The sequence below is a fragment of the Cohnella thailandensis genome (genome assembly GCF_014212135.1).
Taxonomy (GTDB): Bacteria; Bacillota; Bacilli; order Paenibacillales; family Paenibacillaceae; genus Cohnella; species Cohnella thailandensis.
Genome location: NZ_JACJVQ010000011.1, coordinates 114,422 through 138,029, shown reverse-complemented (window position 1 = coordinate 138,029; position 23,608 = coordinate 114,422). Strand labels below are relative to the sequence as shown.

The 23,608-nt window shown below is 58.6% G+C and carries 26 protein-coding genes and 1 riboswitch; of the genes, 20 read left to right on the top strand and 6 right to left on the bottom strand.

Annotation, left to right across the window (positions count from 1 at the left end; translation table 11 throughout):
* Positions 1-10: 10 nt before the first annotated feature.
* From H7B67_RS13920 to H7B67_RS13885, 8 genes are all read left to right on the top strand, one after another.
* Entirely contained in the window at positions 11-463 is a 453-nt protein-coding gene (locus tag H7B67_RS13920) for a hypothetical protein (protein ID WP_185120450.1), read from the top strand.
* 84 nt (positions 464-547) lie between these two features.
* Positions 548-1,105, top strand: coding sequence for an SLOG family protein (locus tag H7B67_RS13915; protein ID WP_185120449.1), 558 nt, complete (start codon positions 548-550; stop codon positions 1,103-1,105).
* Positions 1,106-1,196: 91 nt separating this feature from the next.
* Positions 1,197-1,616, top strand: coding sequence for a homeobox domain-containing protein (locus H7B67_RS13910; RefSeq protein WP_185120448.1), 420 nt, complete (start codon positions 1,197-1,199; stop codon positions 1,614-1,616).
* A gap of 392 nt (positions 1,617-2,008) precedes the next feature.
* On the top strand, positions 2,009-3,022 hold the full coding sequence (locus H7B67_RS13905; protein WP_185120447.1) for a ThiF family adenylyltransferase: 1,014 nt from the start codon (positions 2,009-2,011) through the stop codon (positions 3,020-3,022).
* Between the two features lie 95 nt (positions 3,023-3,117).
* Entirely contained in the window at positions 3,118-3,612 is a 495-nt protein-coding gene (locus H7B67_RS13900) for a CYTH domain-containing protein (protein ID WP_185120446.1), read from the top strand.
* A gap of 49 nt (positions 3,613-3,661) precedes the next feature.
* The gene (locus H7B67_RS13895) at positions 3,662-3,868 is read left to right on the top strand and encodes a hypothetical protein (RefSeq protein WP_185120445.1); all 207 of its coding nucleotides are present in this window, start codon (positions 3,662-3,664) and stop codon (positions 3,866-3,868) included.
* Between the two features lie 401 nt (positions 3,869-4,269).
* Positions 4,270-4,938 (top strand): DUF6904 family protein, encoded by a 669-nt coding sequence (locus H7B67_RS13890; protein WP_185120444.1) that lies wholly within the window; start codon positions 4,270-4,272, stop codon positions 4,936-4,938.
* A 13-nt stretch (positions 4,939-4,951) separates the two neighbouring features.
* Entirely contained in the window at positions 4,952-6,118 is a 1,167-nt protein-coding gene (locus H7B67_RS13885) for an iron-containing alcohol dehydrogenase (RefSeq protein WP_185120443.1), read from the top strand.
* Positions 6,119-6,148: 30 nt separating this feature from the next.
* Here H7B67_RS13885 and H7B67_RS13880 read toward each other — a convergent pair whose 3' ends face one another.
* The 3 genes from H7B67_RS13880 to H7B67_RS13870 all read right to left on the bottom strand — a co-directional run bounded on the left by H7B67_RS13880 (position 6,149) and on the right by H7B67_RS13870 (position 9,244).
* Entirely contained in the window at positions 6,149-6,427 is a 279-nt protein-coding gene (locus tag H7B67_RS13880; RefSeq protein WP_185120442.1) for a hypothetical protein, read from the bottom strand.
* 82 nt (positions 6,428-6,509) lie between these two features.
* A complete protein-coding gene (locus H7B67_RS13875; RefSeq protein WP_185120441.1) occupies positions 6,510-7,844 on the bottom strand; it encodes an FAD-dependent oxidoreductase in 1,335 nt (444 codons plus the stop codon).
* 173 nt (positions 7,845-8,017) lie between these two features.
* Positions 8,018-9,244, bottom strand: a complete 1,227-nt coding sequence (locus H7B67_RS13870) for an MFS transporter (protein WP_185120440.1) — start codon at positions 9,242-9,244, stop codon at positions 8,018-8,020.
* Positions 9,245-9,434: 190 nt separating this feature from the next.
* Here H7B67_RS13870 and speD point away from each other — a divergent pair, with 190 nt between their 5' ends.
* From speD to queF, 8 genes are all read left to right on the top strand, one after another.
* Positions 9,435-10,241 (top strand): adenosylmethionine decarboxylase, encoded by an 807-nt coding sequence (gene speD / locus H7B67_RS13865; RefSeq protein ID WP_185120439.1) that lies wholly within the window; start codon positions 9,435-9,437, stop codon positions 10,239-10,241.
* A gap of 157 nt (positions 10,242-10,398) precedes the next feature.
* Positions 10,399-11,802: an NAD-dependent malic enzyme gene (locus H7B67_RS13860; RefSeq protein WP_185120438.1), complete on the top strand. Its 1,404-nt coding sequence runs from the start codon at positions 10,399-10,401 to the stop codon at positions 11,800-11,802.
* 122 nt (positions 11,803-11,924) lie between these two features.
* The gene (locus H7B67_RS13855; protein WP_185120437.1) at positions 11,925-13,073 is read left to right on the top strand and encodes a YecA family protein; all 1,149 of its coding nucleotides are present in this window, start codon (positions 11,925-11,927) and stop codon (positions 13,071-13,073) included.
* A gap of 6 nt (positions 13,074-13,079) precedes the next feature.
* Positions 13,080-13,991: a hypothetical protein gene (locus H7B67_RS13850; RefSeq protein WP_185120436.1), complete on the top strand. Its 912-nt coding sequence runs from the start codon at positions 13,080-13,082 to the stop codon at positions 13,989-13,991.
* 123 nt (positions 13,992-14,114) lie between these two features.
* A riboswitch (PreQ1 riboswitch) is annotated at positions 14,115-14,158 on the top strand.
* A 134-nt stretch (positions 14,159-14,292) separates the two neighbouring features.
* Positions 14,293-14,961, top strand: coding sequence for a 7-cyano-7-deazaguanine synthase QueC (queC, locus tag H7B67_RS13845; protein WP_185120435.1), 669 nt, complete (start codon positions 14,293-14,295; stop codon positions 14,959-14,961).
* Complete coding sequence (gene queD / locus H7B67_RS13840; protein WP_185120434.1) at positions 14,961-15,410, top strand: 6-carboxytetrahydropterin synthase QueD; 450 nt, start codon at positions 14,961-14,963, stop codon at positions 15,408-15,410. The genes queC and queD overlap by 1 nt, the downstream gene beginning before the upstream one ends.
* A complete protein-coding gene (gene queE, locus H7B67_RS13835; protein ID WP_185120433.1) occupies positions 15,403-16,131 on the top strand; it encodes a 7-carboxy-7-deazaguanine synthase QueE in 729 nt (242 codons plus the stop codon). The genes queD and queE overlap by 8 nt, the downstream gene beginning before the upstream one ends.
* Before the next feature lie 28 nt (positions 16,132-16,159).
* Positions 16,160-16,669, top strand: a complete 510-nt coding sequence (queF, locus tag H7B67_RS13830; RefSeq protein ID WP_185120432.1) for a preQ(1) synthase — start codon at positions 16,160-16,162, stop codon at positions 16,667-16,669.
* Positions 16,670-16,960: 291 nt separating this feature from the next.
* On the opposite strand, the gene H7B67_RS13825 is transcribed toward queF, so the two are convergent.
* Both H7B67_RS13825 and H7B67_RS13820 read right to left on the bottom strand, forming a co-directional pair.
* The gene (locus tag H7B67_RS13825; RefSeq protein WP_185120431.1) at positions 16,961-17,569 is read right to left on the bottom strand and encodes a dienelactone hydrolase family protein; all 609 of its coding nucleotides are present in this window, start codon (positions 17,567-17,569) and stop codon (positions 16,961-16,963) included.
* On the bottom strand, positions 17,566-18,819 hold the full coding sequence (locus H7B67_RS13820) for a purple acid phosphatase family protein (protein ID WP_185120430.1): 1,254 nt from the start codon (positions 18,817-18,819) through the stop codon (positions 17,566-17,568). The genes H7B67_RS13825 and H7B67_RS13820 overlap by 4 nt, the downstream gene beginning before the upstream one ends.
* A gap of 182 nt (positions 18,820-19,001) precedes the next feature.
* On the opposite strand from H7B67_RS13820, the gene H7B67_RS13815 reads away from it, so the two are divergent.
* From H7B67_RS13815 to H7B67_RS13805, 3 genes are read left to right on the top strand one after another with little or no spacing between them, the layout of a single operon-like run.
* Entirely contained in the window at positions 19,002-20,114 is a 1,113-nt protein-coding gene (locus H7B67_RS13815; RefSeq protein ID WP_185120429.1) for an ABC transporter substrate-binding protein, read from the top strand.
* 19 nt (positions 20,115-20,133) lie between these two features.
* Positions 20,134-20,913, top strand: coding sequence for an ABC transporter ATP-binding protein (locus H7B67_RS13810; protein ID WP_209649191.1), 780 nt, complete (start codon positions 20,134-20,136; stop codon positions 20,911-20,913).
* Positions 20,894-21,787 (top strand): ABC transporter permease, encoded by an 894-nt coding sequence (locus H7B67_RS13805; RefSeq protein WP_185120427.1) that lies wholly within the window; start codon positions 20,894-20,896, stop codon positions 21,785-21,787. Before H7B67_RS13810 ends, H7B67_RS13805 begins: the two co-directional genes overlap by 20 nt.
* 77 nt (positions 21,788-21,864) lie before the next feature.
* Here the strand turns inward: H7B67_RS13805 and H7B67_RS13800 are convergent, their stop codons facing one another.
* Positions 21,865-22,557: a cyclic nucleotide-binding domain-containing protein gene (locus H7B67_RS13800; protein ID WP_185120426.1), complete on the bottom strand. Its 693-nt coding sequence runs from the start codon at positions 22,555-22,557 to the stop codon at positions 21,865-21,867.
* A gap of 178 nt (positions 22,558-22,735) precedes the next feature.
* Here H7B67_RS13800 and H7B67_RS13795 point away from each other — a divergent pair, with 178 nt between their 5' ends.
* Positions 22,736-23,608 (top strand): SPFH domain-containing protein, encoded by an 873-nt coding sequence (locus H7B67_RS13795; protein WP_185120425.1) that lies wholly within the window; start codon positions 22,736-22,738, stop codon positions 23,606-23,608.

The window sequence follows — 23,608 nt, the reverse complement described above, 5'->3', positions numbered from 1 at the left end:
AATCGGAGAGATGGCGGAAGAGCAAGCCAAGTCGTTGACCAAGCTGTCGCAGTGGGACGCCCTGCTGCTGGAATCGCTAAGAGGATCGGGCTGGACGGACGAGGAGATTATCGAGCGAATCGAACGGGGAACCGATCTTCCTAAGGACGACAGCATATTCCAATTCAACTATGAGGATCTGGCGGCGTTCGCCAAGAAGGAACCGGAAACGTTCCGGACGGCGGTTCGCGAAGGGTACCAGATCAAATACAACACGGTGCGGGGCATCCGCAGCTGGATCTGGGTCGCCTTCGGCTTCGAGCCGCAGCTCGTGCTGGAGGAGGGCCAGGAAGCCGTGCTGGCGGAGCTGACGCCCGACCAGCTCGCTCGGCTGCGGGAGGTTCTATCCTTCGGCTGGAGAATCGAATCCGACGCTGCAGGCGCGGCGAGCGGCCCGTACCGGATCGAGCCGATACAGCGATAAGACGGAGGTCAACCCATTAAAGCGTGGGTTGGCCTTTTTATTTATGCTATGCTAGATACCAAACGACCGGACAAGGAGTCTCCCATGAAAAACCTGCTCGTCACCGGCTACCGGGCCCATGAGCTCGGCATTTTCGGCCAGAAGCACAAAGGAATCGCCTATATCAAGAAGGCTATCGAAGCGAAGCTGGTCCCGCTGGCCGATGAGGGGTTGGAGTGGGTGCTTACGCCCGGCCAGTACGGGGTCGATCTATGGGCCTGCGAAGTCGTTATCGAGCTCCGAAAGCGATTCCCCGAGCTGAAGCTCTCCATTCTGACCGCGTACGCGAATCCGGAGGAGAAGTGGAAGGACGACCGCAAGGACTATTACCAAGGGATTATCGGGCAAGTCGATTATTACGGAGCCGTGAGCAAGCAGCCTTATAGCGGGGTGTGGCAGTTCAAGGCCCGGGACGAGCTTCTGCTGCGCAAGTCCGACGGCATCCTGCTCGTCTACGACGAGGATTCGGGAGAAGCGAGCCCGAGATTCTTCAAGGAGGCGGCGCTGCGCAGAAACGCGAAGGACGGCTACCGTTATCTATCGATCGGGGCGGAGGACATTCAGAGCATCGCGGAGGAGAGCGAATCTCGCTATTATGAATAAAAATATGATAATAGTCCTAATAGGGGGATGAAAAATAAGGAATATCGTGATATGATCACTCCATAAGAACTACGTCAGCGGAGGAACTCATATGCCGATAGGATCAGTCGTCGCCCAATGTCCTAGTTGCGGAAGCTTATATCAGTCGACCGTCTCTCGCAGCCAATGCCAGGACTGCGCCGCCCGGGAGCAGGACCAATTGGGGATTCTGGACCGCCAACTCCGGCGCAATCGGTATCTGAACAACGAGCAGCTCTCCGAGCAAACCTCGATTCCGCTTCGTCAGATCAAAGCCTGGATCCGGAACGGAAGGCTCAAGCTGTACGATTACCCGAACCTGTCGGATTCCTGCGACCTATGCTCGGGACCTATTCGCAGCGGGAAGCTATGCGTAAGCTGCTCGACGCGAATTCAGACTGCGGTGGCCCACGAATACGAACAGGATCGGCTCATGAAGGAGCGGACGAAGAGCGCGCACAGCTACTTCTCCAGAAGGGCGACCTCTCTATAAACAAAAAATAGCCTTCGTTCTCAACCTCGGGAACGAAGGCTATTTTTTATGCGCCGATCTCCTCCGCTTTCTTCAGCTCCTCCAGAAGCAGTTGAAGCGGACGGCTGACGTACGGGTCCCTGCGCATCACGAAGTCGGTCCGCATCCATCGGCTTACCAAATGCTGTTCGGAGCTCTTGCGCTTTTCCTTCTAAGCCTGCTGTCCGAGCATCCGCATCTGATCTTCAACGGCACGACGGCCGGCGGCGCTCGGCCAAGCTTCGTGATTCACAAACTCTACTAAAACCGGCGGCCGGAAGATTCCCTCCATCCCCCTTAGACCGTTATAATAGGAGAAGATATATGGGTAGGCGGAATTCGACAGATCCGCATAAGGTAAGGGGGCTTTGCGCATGGATGAACGCTATTCCCGCCAGATTCTGTTCGCTCCGATCGGGGAGAGCGGACAGCGCAAACTGGCGGACAGCGCGGTATGCATCATCGGGATGGGGGCGCTCGGCACGGTGCTGGCGAACCATATGGTACGGGCGGGCGTCGGACTTGTGCGCATGGTCGACCGGGATTTCGTGGAGCGAAGCAATCTTCAGCGCCAGATGCTCTACGACGAAGAGGATGCGGAGAAGGGTCTGCCGAAAGCCATCGCGGCTAAGGACAAGCTGAGCCGGGTCAATTCTAGCGTCCGGATCGAAGCGATCGTCGCCGACGTAACGGCGCGCAACATCGATGAGCTGCTGGAAGGAATCGATCTTGTGCTGGATGGCACGGATAATTTCCAGACGCGCTTCCTTCTGAACGACGCCTGCTTTAAGCTAGGGATCCCGTTCGCCTACGGAGGAGCGGTCAGCTCTCGCGGGATGAGCGCCATCCTGGTCCCGGGCGAGACTCCTTGCCTGCGCTGCTTTATGTCCTCGGCGGACAGCGGCGGGCAGACGTGCGACACGATCGGGGTCATCGCCCCGGTCGTCGATATCGTCGCCTCCTACGAGGCCGTCGAAGCGCTTAAGTTTCTGGTCGGAGCGGCGGAGGCTCGCCGGCAGAGCCTGGTCAGCTTCGATATCTGGCACAACCAATATTACGAGATGAAGCTCGGCCAACCTTCGGCCTCTTGTCCTTGCTGCCAAGAAAAGAAATACCCGGCCTTGGAGGAACCGGCGCTGGACGAGCTGCTCTCGTTATGCGGAAGAGAGTCGGTGCAGATCGCGGGCAGCCGTCCGTTCGACCTGGAAGAGTGGAGCGCGCGGCTCGAGCCGGCCGTGGCTAGGGTCAAGCTGAATCCTTACCTGCTTCGGGCCGAATTGCCCGAGGGAGAGCGGTTGGTGCTCTTCCCGGAAGGCCGGGTTCTCGTTCAAGGAACGGCCGATTTCGTCCGCGCGAAGTCGCTCTACGCCAGGTATATCGGTTACTGACGCTGGAGGCTGACCGGAGCCCGAGCTTTTTTGACCGGAAACCCGGCATCGCGTACAATACTATCAACTAAGCAAGCTGAGGAGACGACAACGGAATGGCGCTGGAGATCGAGAGAAAATTTCTGCTGAACCGAACGCCGGAATGGCTGATCGATAACGAAATCATTCGCCCCGTGAAGGAGCAGAGAATCGAGCAGACGTACCTGGCGATGGACGACACCCAAGAGCTGCGGATACGCCGGATTACCGACCTGCGGACCGGACAGATGGAATATACGCATACGTTTAAGCTGGGAAGCGGGATGGCTCGCGAGGAGGTCGAATATTCGATTTCGGGCAGCATCTACGAGCAGGTGGCAAGCGCGTTCGGGGCGATTCCTCTGACCAAGAACCGAATCACGGCCGAATGGCAGGATAAAGTGCTGGAGATCGACATCTACGATCAGTTGGAGCTGACGGTCGTGGAGGTCGAGTTCGAGTCGGAGGACGAAGCGAATGCCTTCTCTCCTCCGGAGTGGTTCGGCCGGGATATCGGCGCGGAGAAACAGTACAGCAACAAGACCGTGTGGAAGCAGCTTCAGCAAAAGTAATTCGGAGATACGCGCTTGGATCGATTTTGGAGAGAAGGAGTCACTCGGGATGGAAGACAATCAGGCGTCGAACGGGTCTTCGGCGGAGCCGAAGAAGATCGGCCTGGCCGAAGCGATGAAGCGGAAGCTGGAGCAAAAGAAGCAGGCTCAATCGGCAGCCAAGGGCGGCACGGACCACTATTCGACGGCGACGAAGAAGATGACGAGCCAGATCAAGAAGAAACCGAACAACCAGAAGAAGCGGACGGGAGTTTAGCAGGCATCCGCGGCGCGATCCGGATCATGGGTATTTGGGCTCGTTGTCCGGATTATGGGCTCTTTGGCTCGTTATTCGGATTCGTTTGCGGAAAAGTCGCTTTGTTGCGTTGAAGCGTTAATCGGTGGTTGGGGTAGGCGGCAGCCGTTTCGATTTTCCACGAAAAAACCATTATCCCGCTCGCTCAGAAATCCGGCCGAAGCCCCGGTTCTGATCGAAGGGGATAGTGGTTTTTTGGGACGGGAGATAGGAAGCCACTAACAACGTGGTATTATTTACCAATTTTCGCTGGAGGGGCACGAGCAGGTTTTTATTTTTGCCTAATTTATAGAATCTTTCATTCGCCATTAGTGGTAAAATAATCGAAGACCAATTGGAATTAGACAAAGGGAGTTTGACACATGATCCAGTTAAAAAGCACTCCGAATCACGCCGGGCTGAGCCTGAAGGGGACGGCCGCGGAGCTTGACGCCCTTCTGAACGCCATCGGCGTCGTGGCCGGGGACGGAGAGAACGTTCCGGCGGGGCTCGTCTCCGCCAGAAGCCGCGTGGTCGGATTGCGCGATCGCTTGAACGAACAATTGAAGGGGGAACGGGGTTCGGGAGAGGACAGCGTCACGGTGAAGGCCTACTGGCCGGAGACGATCTTCGTGTGGGCGGCGCTGAACAACTGCATCCGCCAATCGTACCGGAGCGCGAAGACGTCCGAATGGGACCTTGCCGTGGCGGCCATACGCAAGTTCCAGAACCAGGTCGTCGATTGCCTTCGCATGACGGTGAAGGATTTCTCCGCCGCACGGGCGTTCCAGGCCCTCGGCACGCAGACCTTCGTGGAGGACAACTATATCGTTCAGTTCCTGGACGAGCAGAACGTCGGCCATCTGGCGCTGGATTCCGCGGAGAAGAGGCTTCGCAACCTTCCCGCCGTCACGAAGCTCCTGATCGAGCAAGGACCCGAATACCGCAAGTTCAAGCAGTCGGTGCTCGACGCGGCGCGCCAGCACCAAATCTCCGTGGAGGAGATCGGCATCAACTCCGAGTATCCGAAGGAATCGAACATTCTCTGGTAAGGAGAGGGCTTAGATGAATTCATTCGCGTTTCAGAATCCGACCAAGATCATTTTCGGGCAAGGCACCGTCCGTCAGCTCGGCAAGGAAGCGGCCGCGTACGGAAACAAGGCGCTCCTCGTTTACGGCGGCGGAAGCATCAAGAAGACGGGGCTGTACGATCAGGTGCTCTCGCAGCTGAAGGAGCACGGAATCGAAGCGTTCGAGCTGGCCGGCATCGAGCCGAACCCGAGACTTTCTACCGTTCATAAAGGGATCGACATCTGCCGGAAGAACGGCATCGGGTTCGTGCTGGCCGTCGGGGGAGGGAGCGTTCTCGACGCTTCCAAGGCGATCGCGCTGGGAGTGCCTTACGAAGGCGACGTATGGGACTTCTATGAGCACAAGGCGACGGCGAAGGACGCGTTGCCGCTCGGCACGGTGCTGACGCTTAGCGCGACGGGAAGCGAGATGAACAGCGCGTCCGTCATTACGAACTGGGAGCAGAACCGCAAGCTCGGGTACTTGTCCGTACATGCTTTTCCGAGGTTCTCGATCCTCGACCCAACCTTGACGTATACGGTTCCGAAGGATCAGACGGCCTATGGCGCGGTCGATATGATGACGCACGTGTTCGAGCAATATTTCAATCATACGCCGGATACGCCGCTGCAGGAGAGATTGTGCGAATCGATCTTGAAGACGATCGTGGAGAACGCGAAGCTGGCGCAGGAGAAGCCGGACGATTACGCGGCGAGAGCGAACCTGATGCTTTGCGGTACATACGCGCTTAACGGCGGGATGATCAGCGTGGGGATGGACCAGGATTGGGCGAGCCACGATATCGAGCACGAGCTGAGCGCCATTTACGATATCGCTCATGGAGCGGGACTGTCGATCGTATACCCGAACTGGATGAAGTACGTTTATCGCGAGCGGATCGAACGGTTCGTGCAGTTCGCGGTCCGAGTCTGGGATATCGATCCGTCCGGCAAGTCGGACGAGGATGTGGCGCTGGAAGGAATCCAAGCGACAAGGGATTTCTTCCGTTCGCTGGGCGCTCCTTCGACTCTGGCCGAGGTCGGCATCGGCGAGGACCGGATCGAAGAGATGGCGGCCAAGGCGGTCGGCTTCGGCCCGCTCGGCCACTTCAAGAAGCTTGAACAAGCGGATGTCGCGGCGATTTACCGGCTTAGCCTGTAAACGGAAAGCCGCATGCGTCCCCGTTCCCGCCTAGAAGAAATTCCAGACCAGAGGGGTCAGCAGCAGAAGCGAGGCGAGCTTCTCCTGGCAGAGCCACTTGCCGGGACGATGCAGGTAAAGGGCGGCCGACAGCACCATGCACGCGGTGAAAGAAGCCATATAGGGGATGAAGACAAAGGGAGACCGGATCGTGTGGTCATGTTGATCGCTGATCCACTCGAGGGCTGCCCACATCGCGAGAAATAGATAACCGGACAGAAGAAGCTGTCTTCGGGTCCGAATCGCCAACGGGAACTTCATCAGTCTCATCTCGCTACCGTCCTTATACGAATGGAATAGAGCCAGAGAGCCTCTCCTTGGGAGAGAGGAGCTCTGGCTGTTCTTTTTGCGCTTACGAGCGGTAAGCTTGCAAGCCGGCCTGGTTCAACAGGTTCCAGGGCTTGTTGTAATGGGGTTGGAAAAAGAAATCGACGAAGCCGAGCTCTTCCATCGTCATTCGATTCTGAATGCATATCGAGAGAGTGTTGATGTACTGCGTCAGGTCGGCCTTCGATAAGATTTGCGCGCCCAGAATCCGTTCGGTCCCCGCCTCGTACACGACCTTAAGCAGCGCTTTTTCGTAAGTCGGCATGAATTCGGGACGGTAATGGTCTTCGATTGTGACATTTTTCACATCGATGCACGCGTCTAGAGCGGCTTGTTCGGTCATTCCGGTCGAAGCGATGTGATGGTCGAAAATCTTGATGGCCGATGTGCCCTGCGTTCCCATGTACTTGACGGTCGGCTTCGCGAGGTTGCGGGCGACGAGCGTTCCCATCCGGACGGCGTTCGTTGCGAGAGGGATGTACGCATGCTTGCGGGTCGGGTTGTAACGGATGGCGCAGCTGTCTCCCGCCGCGAAGACATCGTCCCGGCTCGTGCGCATGTAGTCGTCCACGAGGATAGCTCCGTTCGGCAGCATGTCGACCTGACCCTTCAGCAGGTCGGTGTTCGGGCGGAAGCCGATGCAGAGGATGACCATGTCGGTCTCGTACGCGCCTTCGGTCGTGTGCACCTTGCTCACGCGTCCGTTCTCCCCGGTGAACCCGGTCACGCCTTGGTTCAGCTTCAGATCGATGCCCTTCTTCCGCATGTCATCCTCCACCCGATCGGTAAATTCGGCGTCGAGGTATTTGCAAAGAACGCGAGGAGTGGCATCGATCAGGGTGACCTGCTTGCCGAGCTGCTCGAACGCTTCGACGAGCTCGATGCCGATATAGCCGGCGCCGACGACCGCGATCCGCTTCGCGTCCTTCGCCTTCTCGATGATCGTTTGGGCGTGATGGTAGTTTTTGCAGAGGAGGACGTTCTGCAGGTCGATTCCTTCCAGACGCGGAATGATCGGCCACGAGCCTGTCGTCATGACCAGCTTGTCGTAGGCGTCCACGCTCTCTTCGCCGGTAACGAGATTCCGCACGCGGACGGTACGGGCTTCGGTATCGACGGCCAGCACGTCGTGCTTCATCTTCGTGATGACGCCCAGCTCCGTCAATTGCTCGGGGCTCGAGTAGAACAGCTCCTCGGCCTTCTTGACGACGCCGCCTACGTGCAGCGCGATCCCGCACGACAGGAAGGAGATGTTGTCATTCCGTTCGTAGACCGTAATCCGGGCTTCCGGGTAAAGCTTCGCCATCTGGGTGACGGCGGCGGTTCCTGCATGGGTACAACCGATAACGACGATTCTCATGGCGGGGTCCTCCTCTAAAGGTAAGTGTGATTTTTTTCACATACGTTTATATTGTGATTTATTTCACAACGTATCCGTTGGAATAATCATACTCGATCGACAACGGGATGGCAATAGTTTTATGTGATTATTTTCACAACTTTATTTGCGGATAAAAAAAGCCCTCCCTTCCGTCAGGAAGAGAGGGTTGCTTCGGCGGAGGTAGCCGCGGGAATTCGGCGGCCGAGCAGGTAGCTGGACAGCGCGATCACCAGGCCGACGGCGGCGAGGCCGGAAGCGAGCCAAGGCAGGTTGTGCAAGCCGGAATGCGAAATGACGAGGCCTCCGAGATAAGCGCCGCCCGCATTGCCGATGTTCAAGACCGAATGGGTCGAGGTCGATGACAGAAGCGGCGCCTCGTGAGCTTCGTTCATGATGCGCACGTTGATGCCCGGGAACGCGCCGAAGGCGCCGACGCCCCAGACGAAGATCGCGAGAACGGCGAGAACCGGCGATTCCAGCAGAACCGTCATCAGAGCCAGAATGACGGCAAGCAGTCCGAAGATGATCAAGACGGAGGGCATGAGCCGCCAGTCGGCCAGCTTGCCGCCCACGATGTTGCCGAGCGTGACTCCGATCCCGAACAGGACCAGAATGTAGGTGACGCTATGCTCGGCGAATCCCGTTACCGTCTCCAGAATCGGGGTAATATACGTGAAGAGAGCGAATAGGCTGGCGCAGCCGAACGCTCCCGTCGCCAGCATCAGAAGGACCTGCGGCTTCACGAGGCTGCGCAGCTCCTTGGACAGCTTCGGCGCCGATCCCTGCTCGTAGACCGGAATGAAGCGGACGATGCCGGCCAGCGAGATCAAGCCGAGCAACGTAATGGCGCCGAAGGAAGCCCGCCAGCCGAGCTGCTGGCCGATGAAGGTGCCGAACGGGACGCCGACGATGTTGGCGATCGTCAGCCCCGCGAGCACGAGGGAGACGGCGCCGGCGCGCCGCTCCGGCTTCACGAGGCGTGCGGCCATCAAGGAGCCGACGCCGAGGAACGTGCCGTGCGCGAACGCGGTCAGGATCCGCGCCGAGAGCAGGAGCAGGTAGCTCGGCGCGACCACGGAAAGGGCGTTGCCGAGAATGAAGATGAGCATGAGCAGGACGAGCAGCTTTTTCTGCGCGACCTTCAAGGTCAGAATCGTCAGAAGCGGCGCGCCGACCGCGACGCCGAGAGCGTAGCCGGTAATCAGCTGGCCGGCTCGCGGAATCGAGACGCCGAGATCCTCGGCGACGTTGGGCAGAAGCCCCATGATCAGGAACTCGGTCATGCCGATGGCGAAGGCGCCGAGGGTAAGGCAAAGTAAGGGGAAGGGAAACTTCTCCTTCCGGCTTGCCGTTTGGGAGGTCGGACTGGGGGTACTCATAGGTGTGGTTTCTTCCTCTTTCTATCCGTATTTTCCTATCCGTATATTCCGTCTCTTCGGACGGCTCTCTATTTGAATGTAACGAGTATACCATCCTAACGGACTTTCGTCAGGACCTCGCGGAAGATTGGCCGCCATGAATGGCCGCCGCCCGCAGTGGGAACCCTTAGGTCAGAATGGGGGAGTTTGGATGAACGCCTCGCATGAGGAACGAATAACGCTGCATGGCTTCAATAACCTAACGAAGACGCTCAGCTTCAATATGTACGATATTTGCTACACGAAGACGAAGGAAGAGCGGGAAGCCTACATCGCCTACATCGACGAGCAATACAATTCGGACCGGTTGACCAGCATTCTGAACACGGTGTCGGACATCATCGGCGCGCACGTGCTGAATACGGCGAAACAGGATTACGTTCCGCAAGGAGCCAGCGTGACCCTTCTCGTGTCGGAAGGACCGATCGTCGAGGTTCCGACGGAATCGTACGAGGAGTCGCCGGGACCGCTCCCGGAGAACGTCGTGCTGCAATTGGACAAAAGCCACATCACCGTGCACACGTACCCGGAGTCCCATCCGAACGAGGAGATCAGCACTTTTCGCGCGGACATCGACGTCTCCACCTGCGGCGAAATTTCCCCTCTCAAAGCGCTGAACTATCTGATTCATTCGTTCGACACCGACATCATGACGATCGATTACCGCGTTCGCGGCTTCACGAGGGCGCTTGACGGGCACAAGCTGTTTATCGACCACGACATCAACTCGATCCAGAATTATATCCCGGACGAGGTGGCCGAGCTGTATTCCATGATCGACGTCAACGTCTATCAGGAGCATATCTTCCACACGAAGTGCAAGCTGAAGCAGTTCGACTTGAACAACTACCTATTCGGCTATACGAAGGACAAGCTCTCCCCGGCGGACCAAGAGCAGATCGCGAGCAAGCTGAAGATGGAGATGGACGAAATTTTCTATGGGAAAAACATTCGCTGAAGCCGCATAACTTCCGTTTAGCCGCCGACCGAACCATTTCGGGCGGTTTTTTGTTCTATCCGCGCGATTTAATCATCAGATCGTTCATTGATAACGGCCCTTGCATGACTATAATGGGGCTTAGAACCGCATTCGGAAAAGGAGGAACGGAAGCCAAATGGGACAGACAAGCCTTATTCTTAGATTGGAAATGGATCATTCCCGCTGCAGCTTCGGCGAAGTCGCGACGGCGATTACCGAGGCGGGAGGGGACATCACCTCGATCGACGTCATCCGCCCGGGGAAGGAGTCGTCCATCCGCGACGTGACGGTGGACGCCGGAGATCATGGGGAGAAGCCGTTCCTCGAAGCCCTTAAGAACGTGAAGGGGCTCAAGATCGTCAACGTATCCGACCGGACGTTCCTGGCCCACCTGGGGGGCAAGATCTCCATTCAGCCGACGCTGCCGATCAAGAACCGGGACGATCTGTCGCGGGTCTATACGCCGGGAGTGGCGCGCGTGTGCGAAGCGATTCACGAGGACCCGAAGAAGGCGTTCTCGCTGACGGTGAAGCGGAACACGGTCGCCGTCATCTCGGACGGCACGGCCGTTCTCGGCCTTGGCGACATCGGACCGTATGCCGCGGCGCCGGTCATGGAAGGCAAGGCGATGCTGTTCAAGCAGCTCGCCGGCGTCGATGCGTTCCCGATCTGCCTGGACACGAAGGATACCGAAGAGATCATCCGCACGATCAAGGCGATCAGCCCGATCTTCGGCGGAATCAACCTGGAGGACATCAGCTCGCCGCGCTGCTTCGAGATCGAGCGCCGCTTGTCGGAGGAGCTGTCCATTCCGATTTTCCACGACGATCAGCACGGCACGGCCGTCGTCGTCATCGCCGGTCTGCTCAACGCGCTGAAGGTCGTCGGCAAACGGATCGATCAGGTGAAGGTCGTCGTCAACGGCATCGGCGCGGCAGGAGTATCGATCTGCAAAATGCTGCTCGACGCGGGAGTGACCCTCCTCGTTCCGGTGGACCGGGAGGGGGCCATCGTTCGCGGAGGCCGCTACGACCATCCGATGTGGAGCTGGCTCGCCGAGCAGCATCAAGTACAGCCCGAGCCGGGGACGCTTAAGGATGCGATCGAAGGGGCGGACGTGTTCATCGGCGTGTCGCGCGGCGGGCTGCTCGGAGCCGAGGACGTCCGGAAGATGGCGGAGCGCTCCATCGTGTTCGCCATGGCGAATCCGAATCCGGAGATCGCCCCGGAGGAGGCGCTTCCTCACGTCGCCGTGTTCGCCACGGGAAGAAGCGATTACCCGAACCAGATCAACAACGTTCTGGTGTTCCCGGGCTTGTTCCGCGGCGCGCTCGACTGCCGCGCGAAGCGGATCAGCGAGCCGATGAAGCTGGCGGCGGCCCGGGCGATCGCGTCCGTCGTCACGGAGAACGAGCTTAACGATCAGTACATCATCCCGAGCATCTTCAACGAGCACGTCGTGCCGAAGGTTCGCCATGCCGTCATCGAGACGGCGATTCTGACCGGCCTGGCCGGGCGCATTCCGCCGGATTTCCGTTAAGCCGCGGAAGGTGCTGCGGAAAGTGCTTGCAAGGTAAATCATTCCAGTTCGGTTGTCGAACCGTGTAACTTTGGTTAGAATGGAAGGGACGAAATAGTCCGGTTACGCGGAGATAGGATGAAATGATGAGCACCAAGCAAGCACAGAATCAAGCACTCGAACAAGATCAATCGTGGCCCTCGCTGGAAGGGACGCTTAGCCTGGCCGACGCGCTGGCGCCGCTGTCGAAGAGCGATCTGACCGCTATTCGCAGCTCGCTGAAGCTGGCCGGGCTTAGCTCGCTTAAGAAGGACGACTTGGCCGCCCGGCTAGCGGAGCTTCTGCCGCAGCAGCTGCCGGGCGTTCTGGTCAAGCTGGACGAAGAAAGGTTCCAGCTCGTCAAGAAGGCGGCGACCGACGGCTGGCTGCCCGAGCAAAGCGGCATCGGCTGCTATTACCTGCAGGAGAGAGGCTTCCTGTTCCCTCGCAGCGCGAAGGGCAAGAACCGCTGGGCGATGCCCGCCGAAGTCGCGGAAGCGTTCAAGAAGCTGGACCCATCCTTTTACCGGGAGGCTGCCCGCAACAATTCGAGAACGCTGCGTCTCGTACGCGGATTGCTGAATTACTACGGAGCGCTCGGCCCTGCCGATCTGCATGGCTTGCTGGCTCCGCACCTTAGCGCCGAGCTGAAGGCAGGCGAGCTGGATCGGCTGCTGACCGAGGCGAGCCAATATGACGCCGGGTTCCAGGCGGGAGCATACGGCTATGCGGACGACTCGGCCCTCGAGCCGGAGCAGCTCGTTCAGGAGCAGCTTCTGCGCCCGGATCTTCCCTTCCGTCCGTTCACGACGGAAGAGCTGCTTCAGGCCGGCGAATGGGATTACATCGAGCGCAACGCCAGCTTCAAGGCGTTCGTCCGGTTTCTGGAGACGAACTACTCGTTGTCCGAGGAGGACGCGGACGGCCTTATTCTCGAGTGTTCGATGAACATTCAAGCGGGAGCCAGCCCTTCGCAGCTGCTGGAGTTTTTCCAGGATCAGCTGGAGATGGAGGATGCGCTGCTTATTCAAGGGTTCATCGGGCATATCACCGAGCTGCACAACCATACGCGCTTCTGGGGGCTGAAGGGGCACACCCCGAACGAGCTCTCCGGAGAAGCGAGCGGCGAAGAGAACGTGAGAAAGACGGCCGCGGGCAATTTGATCGACCTGGCGACCGGACGGAAGGTCGGACGGAACGATCCTTGTCCGTGCGGAAGCGGCAAGAAGTATAAGAAGTGCCACGGAGGCTGATGCCCGATGTCGACAACGCTCCTCTTCCCGATCCTAGCGCTCGTTGCGTTCGCTCTTCTACTGCTGAGCTTGCAGTTCGGCCTAAGCAGGAGCGTGCTGCGGCGGGAATCCGAACGGAATAAGGAAGCTTTGACCCGCCTTAGCTCTTTGATTTTATCGACGGAATTCAAGGAGGCCGATTCCGGCTTCGTCCAAGGGCGGACGAAGGAAGCTCTGTCGGATCTGGAGAGAGCCGTTCTCTCCGCCCGAGAGAAATCGGAAGCCCTCCAGCGGAAGCTGGACGGAAGCCGGGTCCGATTCCTGTCGTTCGTTACGCCGTATTACCAAGCGAAGAAGCTTCAATACGAAGGGAACGAGATCGCCGGGCAGCTGGACCGCTTCAAGCGGCAGATGCTCGTGATGGAGAAGGCGTCCGACGAAGCGCGGCGTCTTCTCGATCAGGCGAAGAAGGATTCGGAAGCGGTGGCGAAGGCCGTCGAGGAGATCGCCAAGCGAACGAGCTACCCGCTGGACGACTTCCGGAAGGGCTTGCAGCGAATCGACAGCTCCATCCGGAAGGCGAGCGAGGCGGGAGCGTTCGACTCCGTCCGGGCGAAGGAGCAGGTTCAAGAGACGCAAACCCTGATTGCCGACATGCAGGTCAGGACGACCGACTTCCGGAAAAACGTCGAGCTGCTGGACGACATGAAGCACCGGATCGACCGGGAGGCCGCCTTGCTTAAAGCGAGGATCGAGAAGGACCTCTCTTTAAGCGAGAATCGCGGGCTTCTGGCCAACCTGAAGCAGGTCGAGCTGATGATCGCGGACCTGGAAGAGATGATGAGCCGCGGCGAGACCGTCAACCTGAGGGCGGCCGCGGTGGATATCGACCGTTTGCTCAAAGACACGACTTATATTATCGAGGGCGTACGCTACTAGCGACTGCGTTTCTGCGGGATCGCCAAGCACTTCCATTTCGCAAGTCGCCGCAATTATGCTATAGTACGTTCATACAACCGAAGAAGAAACTCCGGCATCGATGCAGCCATACGGCGCGGGCGGCCGGGAGAGGTTCGCGAACTCCCTCTATAAAAAACTATGCAAAAACGACAACCTGTTCCGAGGAGTCGTCGTTTTTGTGTTCGGCGCGAAGCGGCATGACGCTTCGCGCCGATTCTTTAGGGTCGGACTTCAAGAATCTCTCTCTTCTCCACATTTGAGCAAGAGAGGGAGATACAGCATGGAACAACAACGCAAAGCGGTCGTCGTCTTCAGCGGCGGCCAAGACAGCACGACCTGCCTGTTCTGGGCCAAGGAGCGCTTCGCGGAGGTCGAAGCCGTTACCTTCAATTACGGGCAGAGGCATAAGCTGGAGCTGGAAGTAGCGGCGGAGATCGCGAAGGAGCTCGGCGTGAAGCACCATGTGCTGGACATGGGGCTTCTTAATCAGCTCGCTCCGAACGCGCTTACCCGCGACGACATCGCCATCGAGCAGAAGGAAGGGGAGCTTCCCACGACCTTCGTCGACGGCCGCAATATGCTTTTCCTCACGTTCGCCGCAGTTCTTGCCAAGCAGATCGGAGCGACGAATATCGTTGCCGGCGTCTGCGAGACCGACTTCAGCGGTTATCCCGATTGCCGGGACGTGTTCGTCAAGTCGCTTAACGTAACGCTTAACCTCGCGATGGATTACCCTTTTGTCATCGATACCCCCCTGATGTGGTTGAACAAGGAGCAAACCTGGGAGCTGGCGGACTCGCTCGGCGCCTTCGATTTCGTGCGCCGGCGCACGCTGACCTGCTACAACGGCATCGTCGCCGACGGCTGCGGCGAATGTCCGGCCTGCAAGCTGCGCAAGAAAGGGCTGGACGATTACCTGGCCGCCTCCGGCAGAGAGGGGCGGGCCTGATGCTGCACCAGACGTATCCCCAGGTCTCTCACCCCTACCGCTACGAGCTGAATAAGGACTTTCATTTCGCGGCGGCCCATTACGTGCCGTCGGAGGAAGCCGGCAAGTGCCGGAGAATGCACGGGCACACGTATTTCGCGAACGTGACCGTCGCGGGCGACGAGCTGGACTCGAGCGGCTTCCTCGTCAACTTCTCGCTTATCAAGAAGCTGATTCACGACCGCTTCGACCATACGGTGCTGAACGAGGACGAGGAGAGCTTCGGCGACGAGCGGCCCGAGCGGTTTCCGACGACGGAAGTCGTCGCCCGCACGATCTGCGAGCTGGTGCAGGAGCACCTGGACGGCACGTCGAACAAGCCGGTCTGCGTGCAGGTGTTCCTCCGCGAGACGCCGACCAGCTATTGCGTTTATCGCCCGCTGAGGAAGGGAGGCGGCGAGCGTGGCTGAGAGAGCGATTCCGGTTCTCGAGATTTTCGGCCCTACCGTTCAAGGAGAGGGAATGGTCATCGGCCGCAAAACGATGTTCGTAAGGACGGCCGGCTGCGACTACCGCTGCTCCTGGTGCGATTCGGCCTTCACCTGGGACGGCAGCGCGAAGGACGACGTTCGGCTGCTCGCCGCTAGCGACATCGTGAAGGAGCTGAAGGCGATCGGAGGTGATTCCTTCGCCCACGTGACGCTATCCGGGGGCAACCCGGCGCTGCTGCCTCAGCTCGGAGAGCTGATCGACCGGCTGCACGCGGAAGGCGTGGAGGTCGCCCTGGAAACCCAGGGCAGCCGCTGGCAGCCGTGGTTCGAGAGGATCGACGAGCTGACGCTGTCGCCGAAGCCGCCGAGCTCGGGAATGGAGACCGATTGGGAGGCGCTCGATGGGATCGTCGGCCGGTTGAAGGAAGCCGATCGCCGCTTCAGCCTCAAGGTTGTCGCGTTCGACGATCTCGATCTCGAATACGCGGCGCGCGTCCACGCCCGATATCCGGGCGTCGCCTTCTACGCGCAGGCCGGCAACGGGAACTTGGGCGAGACGGATTCGGCGCGGCTGCTGCCCTACTTGCTCGAGAGATACGAATGGCTGATCGACAAGGTCATGAAGCGCGCCGACCTGAATCGGGTGCACGTGCTGCCGCAGCTCCATACCTGGGTATGGGGCAACAAAAAAGGGGTTTAACCCTAGAGACCGGAGAGGATGGATGAACATGAAAGACAACCGCGCGGGAAGAAACCAAGAGGAGCTGAGCGGCGTGACGCTTCTCGGCAACCAGGGGACGGAGTACCGGTTCCAATACGCGCCCGACATTCTGGAGACGTTCGAGAACAAGCATCCGGGAAGGGACTACTTCGTGAAGTTCAACTGTCCGGAATTCACGAGCCTGTGCCCGATGACCGGGCAGCCGGACTTCGCGACGATCTATATTTCTTACATTCCGGACGTTCGGATGGTAGAGAGCAAGTCGCTTAAGCTGTACTTGTTCAGCTTCCGCAACCACGGGGATTTTCACGAGGACTGCATGAATATCATCATGAACGACCTGATCGCCCTCATGCAGCCGCGCTACATCGAGGTGTGGGGCAAGTTCACGCCGCGCGGGGGCATCTCCATCGACCCTTACTGCAACTGGGGGCAGCCGGGCACGAAATACGAGAGGATGGCGGAGCACCGCCTGCTGAACCACGACCTGTACCCGGAGAAGGTCGACAACCGGTAGGCTGGCGAACTTCCGGCTGGCGTCTCAAACGTGAGCAAAAAGAGCCGACGCCATCGGCTTAGGGGCTCTAACGGAACTGAGAGCCGCTATTTGAGCTAAAAAGGGCCATTCTCCGTTCTAACGGAAGTCGGAGACCTTATTTTAGTCCAATCCTTCTCTTTTCCGCCGTTATCCTCTTATTAGCGTCTCTCATTTCCGTTACAATTCTATTTAAGGTTCGTTAACCGAGATAGCGTCTCTCAGTTCCGTTACAGGTTGAATCTGTATAGATGGTAGAACGAGGCGGCGCCGTTAAGGCGCCTCTTCCCTTAAGCCGTCCAACCGCTTCAGGAATTCCAAGCTTTGTTCCATGCAGTAACGGTGAGCGGACGAATCGAAAGCCGGACAGAACGGATTCATGAACCCGTGCTCGGCGTTCAAGATCTCGACGGCCGCGTTCCGTTTCTTTTTCAATCGTCCTGCCAGCTCCGCTACGTCGAAGCTCTCCTTGGACGCGAAGAAGAGCAAAGCCGGACATGACGGCTCGATCTCCGGATAGCTCCGAATGCGAGACCCGTAATAACCCAACACCCCGTCGACCTCGAATTCGCTGCATCTCCACGCCAATGTCGCCCCGATGCTGAACCCGGCAACGTAGACCCGGCGATCCTTCGCTTTATTTTCCGCAATAATCGGCCTAATCGCCTCAAGAGCTCCGTCGAACCCGATCTCCCGCATGAAATAAGCATAAGCCTCTTCGGCCTGCCCGTAAGCAAAGCTTTCGCGTCCCAGCAAGTTCGGAATAAGCGTGTCGAAGCCTTCCTTCTCGAGCGTCTCGTTAAAAGCCGCGATATGATCGTTGACGCCATAAATCTCGTGCAAGGTAATGACCAGGGATCTCTCCCGCCGCGTACCGCTCATCGTCTCGCCTCCAGCGTAAATTCGTCCAGGAGCATGCCGTCGACGTCATAGGCCTGATAAGTCAGCGTCCGCTCGTTCACCCGGATGCCCGCGAACGTCTGCTTGTCGTTCTGGAAGTGGACCTGGTGGTAGAACTGGTCTTTTTTCTTCTCGTTGAACTTCGCGCCGGACGCGTTCGTCACGACGTAAACCGTCCCTTCTCCGGGCGAAACGACCTTGCCGTCCTTGATCGGGTAAGAGCGGGAGTATTCGTGGTTATGGCCCTGCAGCACGAGATCGACCCCGTATTCGTCGAAAAGCGGGACCCACCGCTCGAGAACCGATTCGTCCTGGTTGCCTGCGTAAGGTCCGCGGTGTAGCGCGACGATGATCCACTTTTGCTTCGTCGACGCCAGCTCCTTCTCGAGCCACGCCGCCTGGTCCTTCAGCTTCGATTCGGTATTGAGCACGACGAAACGGGCGAGGCCGTAATCGAACGCATAGGTGGTTCCCTCGATAGAGCTTGGGGAACCGTTGTTCGGGACGTTGAAGTGGGAGACGAAGCGCTCCGCTTTCTTGTCCACTTCGTCGTGGTTGCCCGTGACGGGCATCAGCGGGTAAGCGGCGACCCACTTGCGGGCTTCGCCGAAGAAAGCCTCCCAGCCGGATTCGTTCTCCGGATCCTCGGTCAGGTCGCCGTTATGCACGAGGAAGGAGGCGTCCGGGAACGTCTCGAACGCCTTGTCGAGCGTCCGGCCCCATAGCCGGAAGTCGGCGTAGGCGAGTCCTTGGGAATCCGTCACGTTGAGAAAAGTGAAGTCGGCCGTTTCTTCCTTTTCCGTGGCGAAGTAGAAGACGTCGCTCCAGTGCTCCCGGTCTCCGTCGCCGACCCGGTACGCGTAACGGGTTCCCGCGGCGAGCCCCGTCGCTTCCGCCTTGTGCGCGCCTTGGACCCCGGTATCTCCGGTGTCGACCGGACTTGTCGAGCCGGCGAATTCCAACATGTCCGCTCCTTCGAAGGACGGGGAGCCGCCGGCCTCGGCCGGTACGACCTGAAGCACGGTTCCCGCGTCCGGGGTTTCCGTTCTCCAGGCAAAAGCCCGGCTCGTATGCGGATCCGATTTGAACGTCGTGACGAGCGAGAGAGGAGTCCAAGCGGCGGGAGCTTCCGTTCTCGCGCTTCGCTGCTGATAGATCAGGATGCCGATTCCGATCGCGATCAAGAGAGAGATGATTAGCGCAATAAGCCCGTAGTTTCGCAATAGATTCATAAGCTTCCGGCCCTGCCTTTTCCAATGGATGATTTACTAAGCTTACCCATTCCGGCCCGATCAAGTCAAAACCGCGCGCGTGCCGGAGTGCGGCAGAGGAATGGGAGAACGATATCGGATCGATGGACCGTCCTGGGCTATTTGCATAAACATATAGTAATCAATGGAGAGGGAGAGATGTCATGAGTTGGTTTCGCAAGGGAAGGGTCGCGGGTTTGCTGCTGTCCATCGTGCTGGCGCTGATCGTCGCAGGCTGCGGGGGGAACAACGATAACGCGCCGGAGAGCTCGTCGCCGCCGGGTTCGCCGTCCCCGTCCGCCTCGGAGTCCCCGGCGTCGGAATCGCCGTCGCCGTCGGAGTCTCCGTCCGAGACGCCGAAGGAGCTTGTGAAGGTGAAGTTCTCCGAAGTGATCCGGTCGATTTTCTACGCTCCGCATTACATCGCGATGTCGAAGGGCTTCTTCGCGGAGGAAGGGCTGGAGATCGACATGAACACCGCGCAGGGCTCCGATAAGGGAGCGGCGGCGCTCATCGCCGGAACGGCGGACATCTCGCTCGTCGGTCCGGAGACGACCATCTACATCTATAACCAGAAGGGCGAGAAGACGCTGAAGCTCTTCTATCAGTTGACGATGAAGGACGGCTCCTTCCTGCTGTCCCGCGACAAGCTGGATTCCTTCGACTGGAGCGGGCTGTCCGGCAAGAAGGTCATCGGCTGGAGACCGGGCAGCGCGCCGCAGATGGTTCTGAATTCGACCCTGCTTAAGGAGAAGATCGAAGGAGCCGACGTCGTGACGAACATCGCTTCGACCGCGATGGCCGGAGCGTTCGCGAGCGGCCAAGGGGACTATATCCAGCTGTTCGAGCCGGTCGCCTCGACGCTCATCAAGGAAGGCAAGGCTTATTACGCCGCCTCCCTCGGGGAAGCGTACGGAGAGTTCCCGGAGACGTCGTACGTGGCGACCTCGGATTATATCGCGAACCATCCGGAGATTATCCAGAAGGTCGTGAACGCCGTCGCGAAAGCCACGGCGTGGTTGGAGACGGCTAGCGACGCCGAGATCGCGGAGGCGCTGAAGCCGTTCTTCGAGGGGACGTCCGACGACATTATCGTCTCCTCCATCAAGCGCTACAAGGATCAGCAGACTTGGCCCGCGAAGCCGGAGATGACGCCGGAGCTGTTCGAGACGCTGCAGGGCGTGCTGATCGAGAACGGGGTGCTGAAGCCGGAAGAGAAGCTGGCGGATATGTCCGCGGTCGTCGATATGAGCTTCGTTCAGAAAATCAATTCATAAAGGTGGAATGAGCATGGGTGTGCCGCAGATCGAAATGAGGGATGTAGGTCTCAGCTATTTTTCGCCGAAGCACGAAACGGAAGCTCTGCGGGACATCCGGCTCGAGGTGAAGGCGGGGGAGTTCATCAGCATCGTGGGGCCGAGCGGCTGCGGCAAGAGCACGCTGCTCTCCCTCGTCTCGGGAATGCTGAAGCCGACCCGGGGCGAGGTGCTTCTCATGGGCGAGCGGGTGAACGGAGTGTCCCCGAGGGTCGGCTACATGCTGCAGCACGATCATCTCTTCGAGTGGAGGGACGTGCTCAGCAACCTGCTCGTCGGCGCGGAGGTTCGGCGCATCGACAAGAAGAAAGCGAAGGAGAAGGCGCTCTATCTTCTGGAGAGGTACGGGCTTGGGGGATTCGCGCATCACAGCCCTTCCCAGCTGTCCGGAGGAATGAGGCAGCGGGTGGCTCTCGTGCGAACCCTCGTGGCGGAGCCGGACATTCTGCTTCTGGATGAACCTTTCTCCGCTCTCGATTTCCAGACCCGGCTTACGCTGGCGGATGACGTCCATCATATCATTAAGGAGCAGGGCAAGACGGCGATCCTCGTCACCCACGACATCCCGGAAGCGATCACGATGGCGGACCGAGTGCTCGTCATGTCCAAGCGGCCGAGCACCTTCTCCGCCTCTTACGACATCGTCTTCGACGAAGGCCCGGATCTGACGCCCTGGCGGAAGAGGGAAGCGGGCCGCTTCCAGGAATACTTCAATGGCATATGGAAGGAGCTGGATGCCCATGTCGCTTCCGCCGGTTGACGAAACGAAGGAGCCGGCGGCGATCTCCGGGCTTCCGGAGGCTCCGTCCGCACGGCCGCAGTCGAACGAGGCTCCCAAATCGCCGGCTTATCGCCGGTATCTGAAGCGGCAGAGGAGAAGGACTCTCTTCATCCAATTGTCCCGGCTGCTGCTGCTGGCAGGGCTGCTGGCCCTGTGGGAGATAGCGGCTCGTCTACGCTGGGTGGACTCGATGCTGACCAGCAAGCCGTCCCAGATTTTCAGCTCCTTCCGCGAGCTGACGGTGGAGGGCGACCTGCTGAAACATACGTGGACGACCGGACTGGAGATGCTCGTCGGCATCGCCCTGTCGATGGCGGCGGGAACTCTCATCGCCATCCTGTTCTGGTGGTCCACCTACGCCTCCAAAATCCTGGAGCCCTACATCGTCGTTCTCAACGCGTTGCCGAAGGTAGCGCTGGGCCCGATTTTCTATATTTGGCTCGGCGATCGGTACTCCATCTACGGGATGGCGATCGCGATCTCCATCATCGTCACCATCATGATGATCGAGAGCGGCTTCAAGGAGCTGGCGAAGACGAAGCTGAAGCTGATGGAATCGTTCGGCGCCACTCGGCTTCAGATGCTGAAGATGGTCATGCTTCCCGCCAGCGTCCCGAATTTTATCGCGACGCTTAAGGTTAACGTGGGCTTGACGCTGGTCGGCGTTATCATGGGGGAATTTCTCTCCTCCAAGGCCGGTCTCGGCTACCTCATCATTTATGGGGGACAGGTGTTCCAGATGAATCTGGTCATGGTCAGCGTCTGCATGCTTGCCCTCATGTCGGTAGTGGCCTACGGAGTGGTCAATTGGATCGGCAATCTGCTGATGAAGAAGTATCATTACGAGGGATAGCATCCTATCGGATCAAAAGTCTCGGCAATAGTCCTCGATGCCTCGCCGGTCGGCGCGGGCGTCGGGGACTTTTATGTTCAATTATACAGCATGCCTTCCGCAAGCTTCCTAAGCTTGCCGAGGTCTAGGACGGTCAATCCCCCGCTTCTTCTCTCGACGATGCCGTCCTCCGCGAACTTGGCGAGAATCCGGTTCAGATGCCGGTAGCTCGTGCCGATCAGCTCGGCGATCTCCTGAAGCTTCGACGTCTGGATCTCGCGAACGTTCACCCCCGGATTCTCGCCCGTAGTTACCGATAGCAGGTAGCTGGCGATCCGGTTCTCGACGGGGTAGAGGACGTTGAGCCCGATCGCGTTGGAGTTGGTGTCGAGCTTATTGGCGATGTGTTTCATGACGAAGCGGAGCCAGGGGACGTCGTTGCTTGCATCCAGCCGGGCAAAGGCAACGGAGAGAAGCAGGCTGTCCTCCACGCACTCCACCGAGCAGCGAGGGGGTTGTCCGGTAGCCCATTCCGCATCCCCGATAAGCGCGAGAGGCTCATTGAAGCGCAGCAGAATGGTTTTGCCGTTGGGCAGAATGGAGAACACCTTCAGCTTCCCGTCCACAAGAAGGTACAACTGGTCGATCTCGCTGCCGGCCGAGCAGATCCGTTCCCCTTTCTCATAGGCGCATAAGCTCATGGCCCCGATAAGAGCTTCGCCGCATATGCCTCGCAAGCCGTGTTTTTCCACCCAATGTTCGATGCTCGTCCTGTCGGATATTTTTCTCACGGAGTCCGCCCCTTCGTTCTCCTTCTGCCGCTTCTTTGCGCTTCATTGTAGGGATAACCCCGCATGCGGAAAAGGACATCTGTCCCATTCATAGCGTATTTGCGCGAAAAAGAAAAGGGGTTGTAAGCAAATTCCAAAAGTGATATCATATTAATATCAAATAGATATGAGGTGGCCTATGACAACGAAAAGCGCCTGGAAAATGAACGGATTCGCTGCCTTGCTGCTGTCGCTTCTGTTCCTAGCCGGAGGAATTGCTTGCTTTATCGCATTGGATAAGCAAACCGAGCCGTCTCCATTACTCATTGCCGGCGGCATCGTGCTGCTCGTGCTCTTCTTCATCATGTCTACCGCGTTAACCATCGTTCAGCCGAACCAAGCGAAGGTTATTACGTTTTTCGGACGGTACAAAGGGACCGTGTCGGATAGCGGTCTGTGGATGGTTATCCCGTTCACCCATAAATCGAAGCTGTCGCTTAAGGTGCGCAACTTCAACTCCCAGACGCTTAAAGTGAACGACGCGGAGGGCAATCCGATCGAGATCGGCTGCGTCGTCGTGTATCGCGTCGTCGATACGGCCAAGGCCATGTTCGACGTCGACAACTACGAGAAGTTCGTCGAGATCCAGAGCGAGACCGCGATCCGCCATATCGCCGCGCATTACGCATACGATACGTTCAACGACGAGCACGGCCCTTCGCTTCGCGGCAACGCCGACGAGGTGGGAGCGGAGATGTCCTCGGAGCTGCAGAAGCGATTGAGCGTAGCCGGGGTCGAGGTTCTCGAGACGAGGCTCACCCACCTGGCGTACGCTCCGGAGATCGCGAACGCGATGCTGCAGCGCCAGCAAGCCCTGGCGATTATCTCGGCGCGGCAGCGCATCGTGGAAGGCGCCGTCTCCATCGTCGACTCCGCGCTTCGCCAGCTGGAGGATAACGGGGTCGAGCTGGATCCCGAGCGCCGCGCGACCATGATCAACAATCTTCTCGTCACGATCGTCTCCGACAAAGCAGCCACGCCGGTAATCAATACGGGTACGATGTACGGTTGA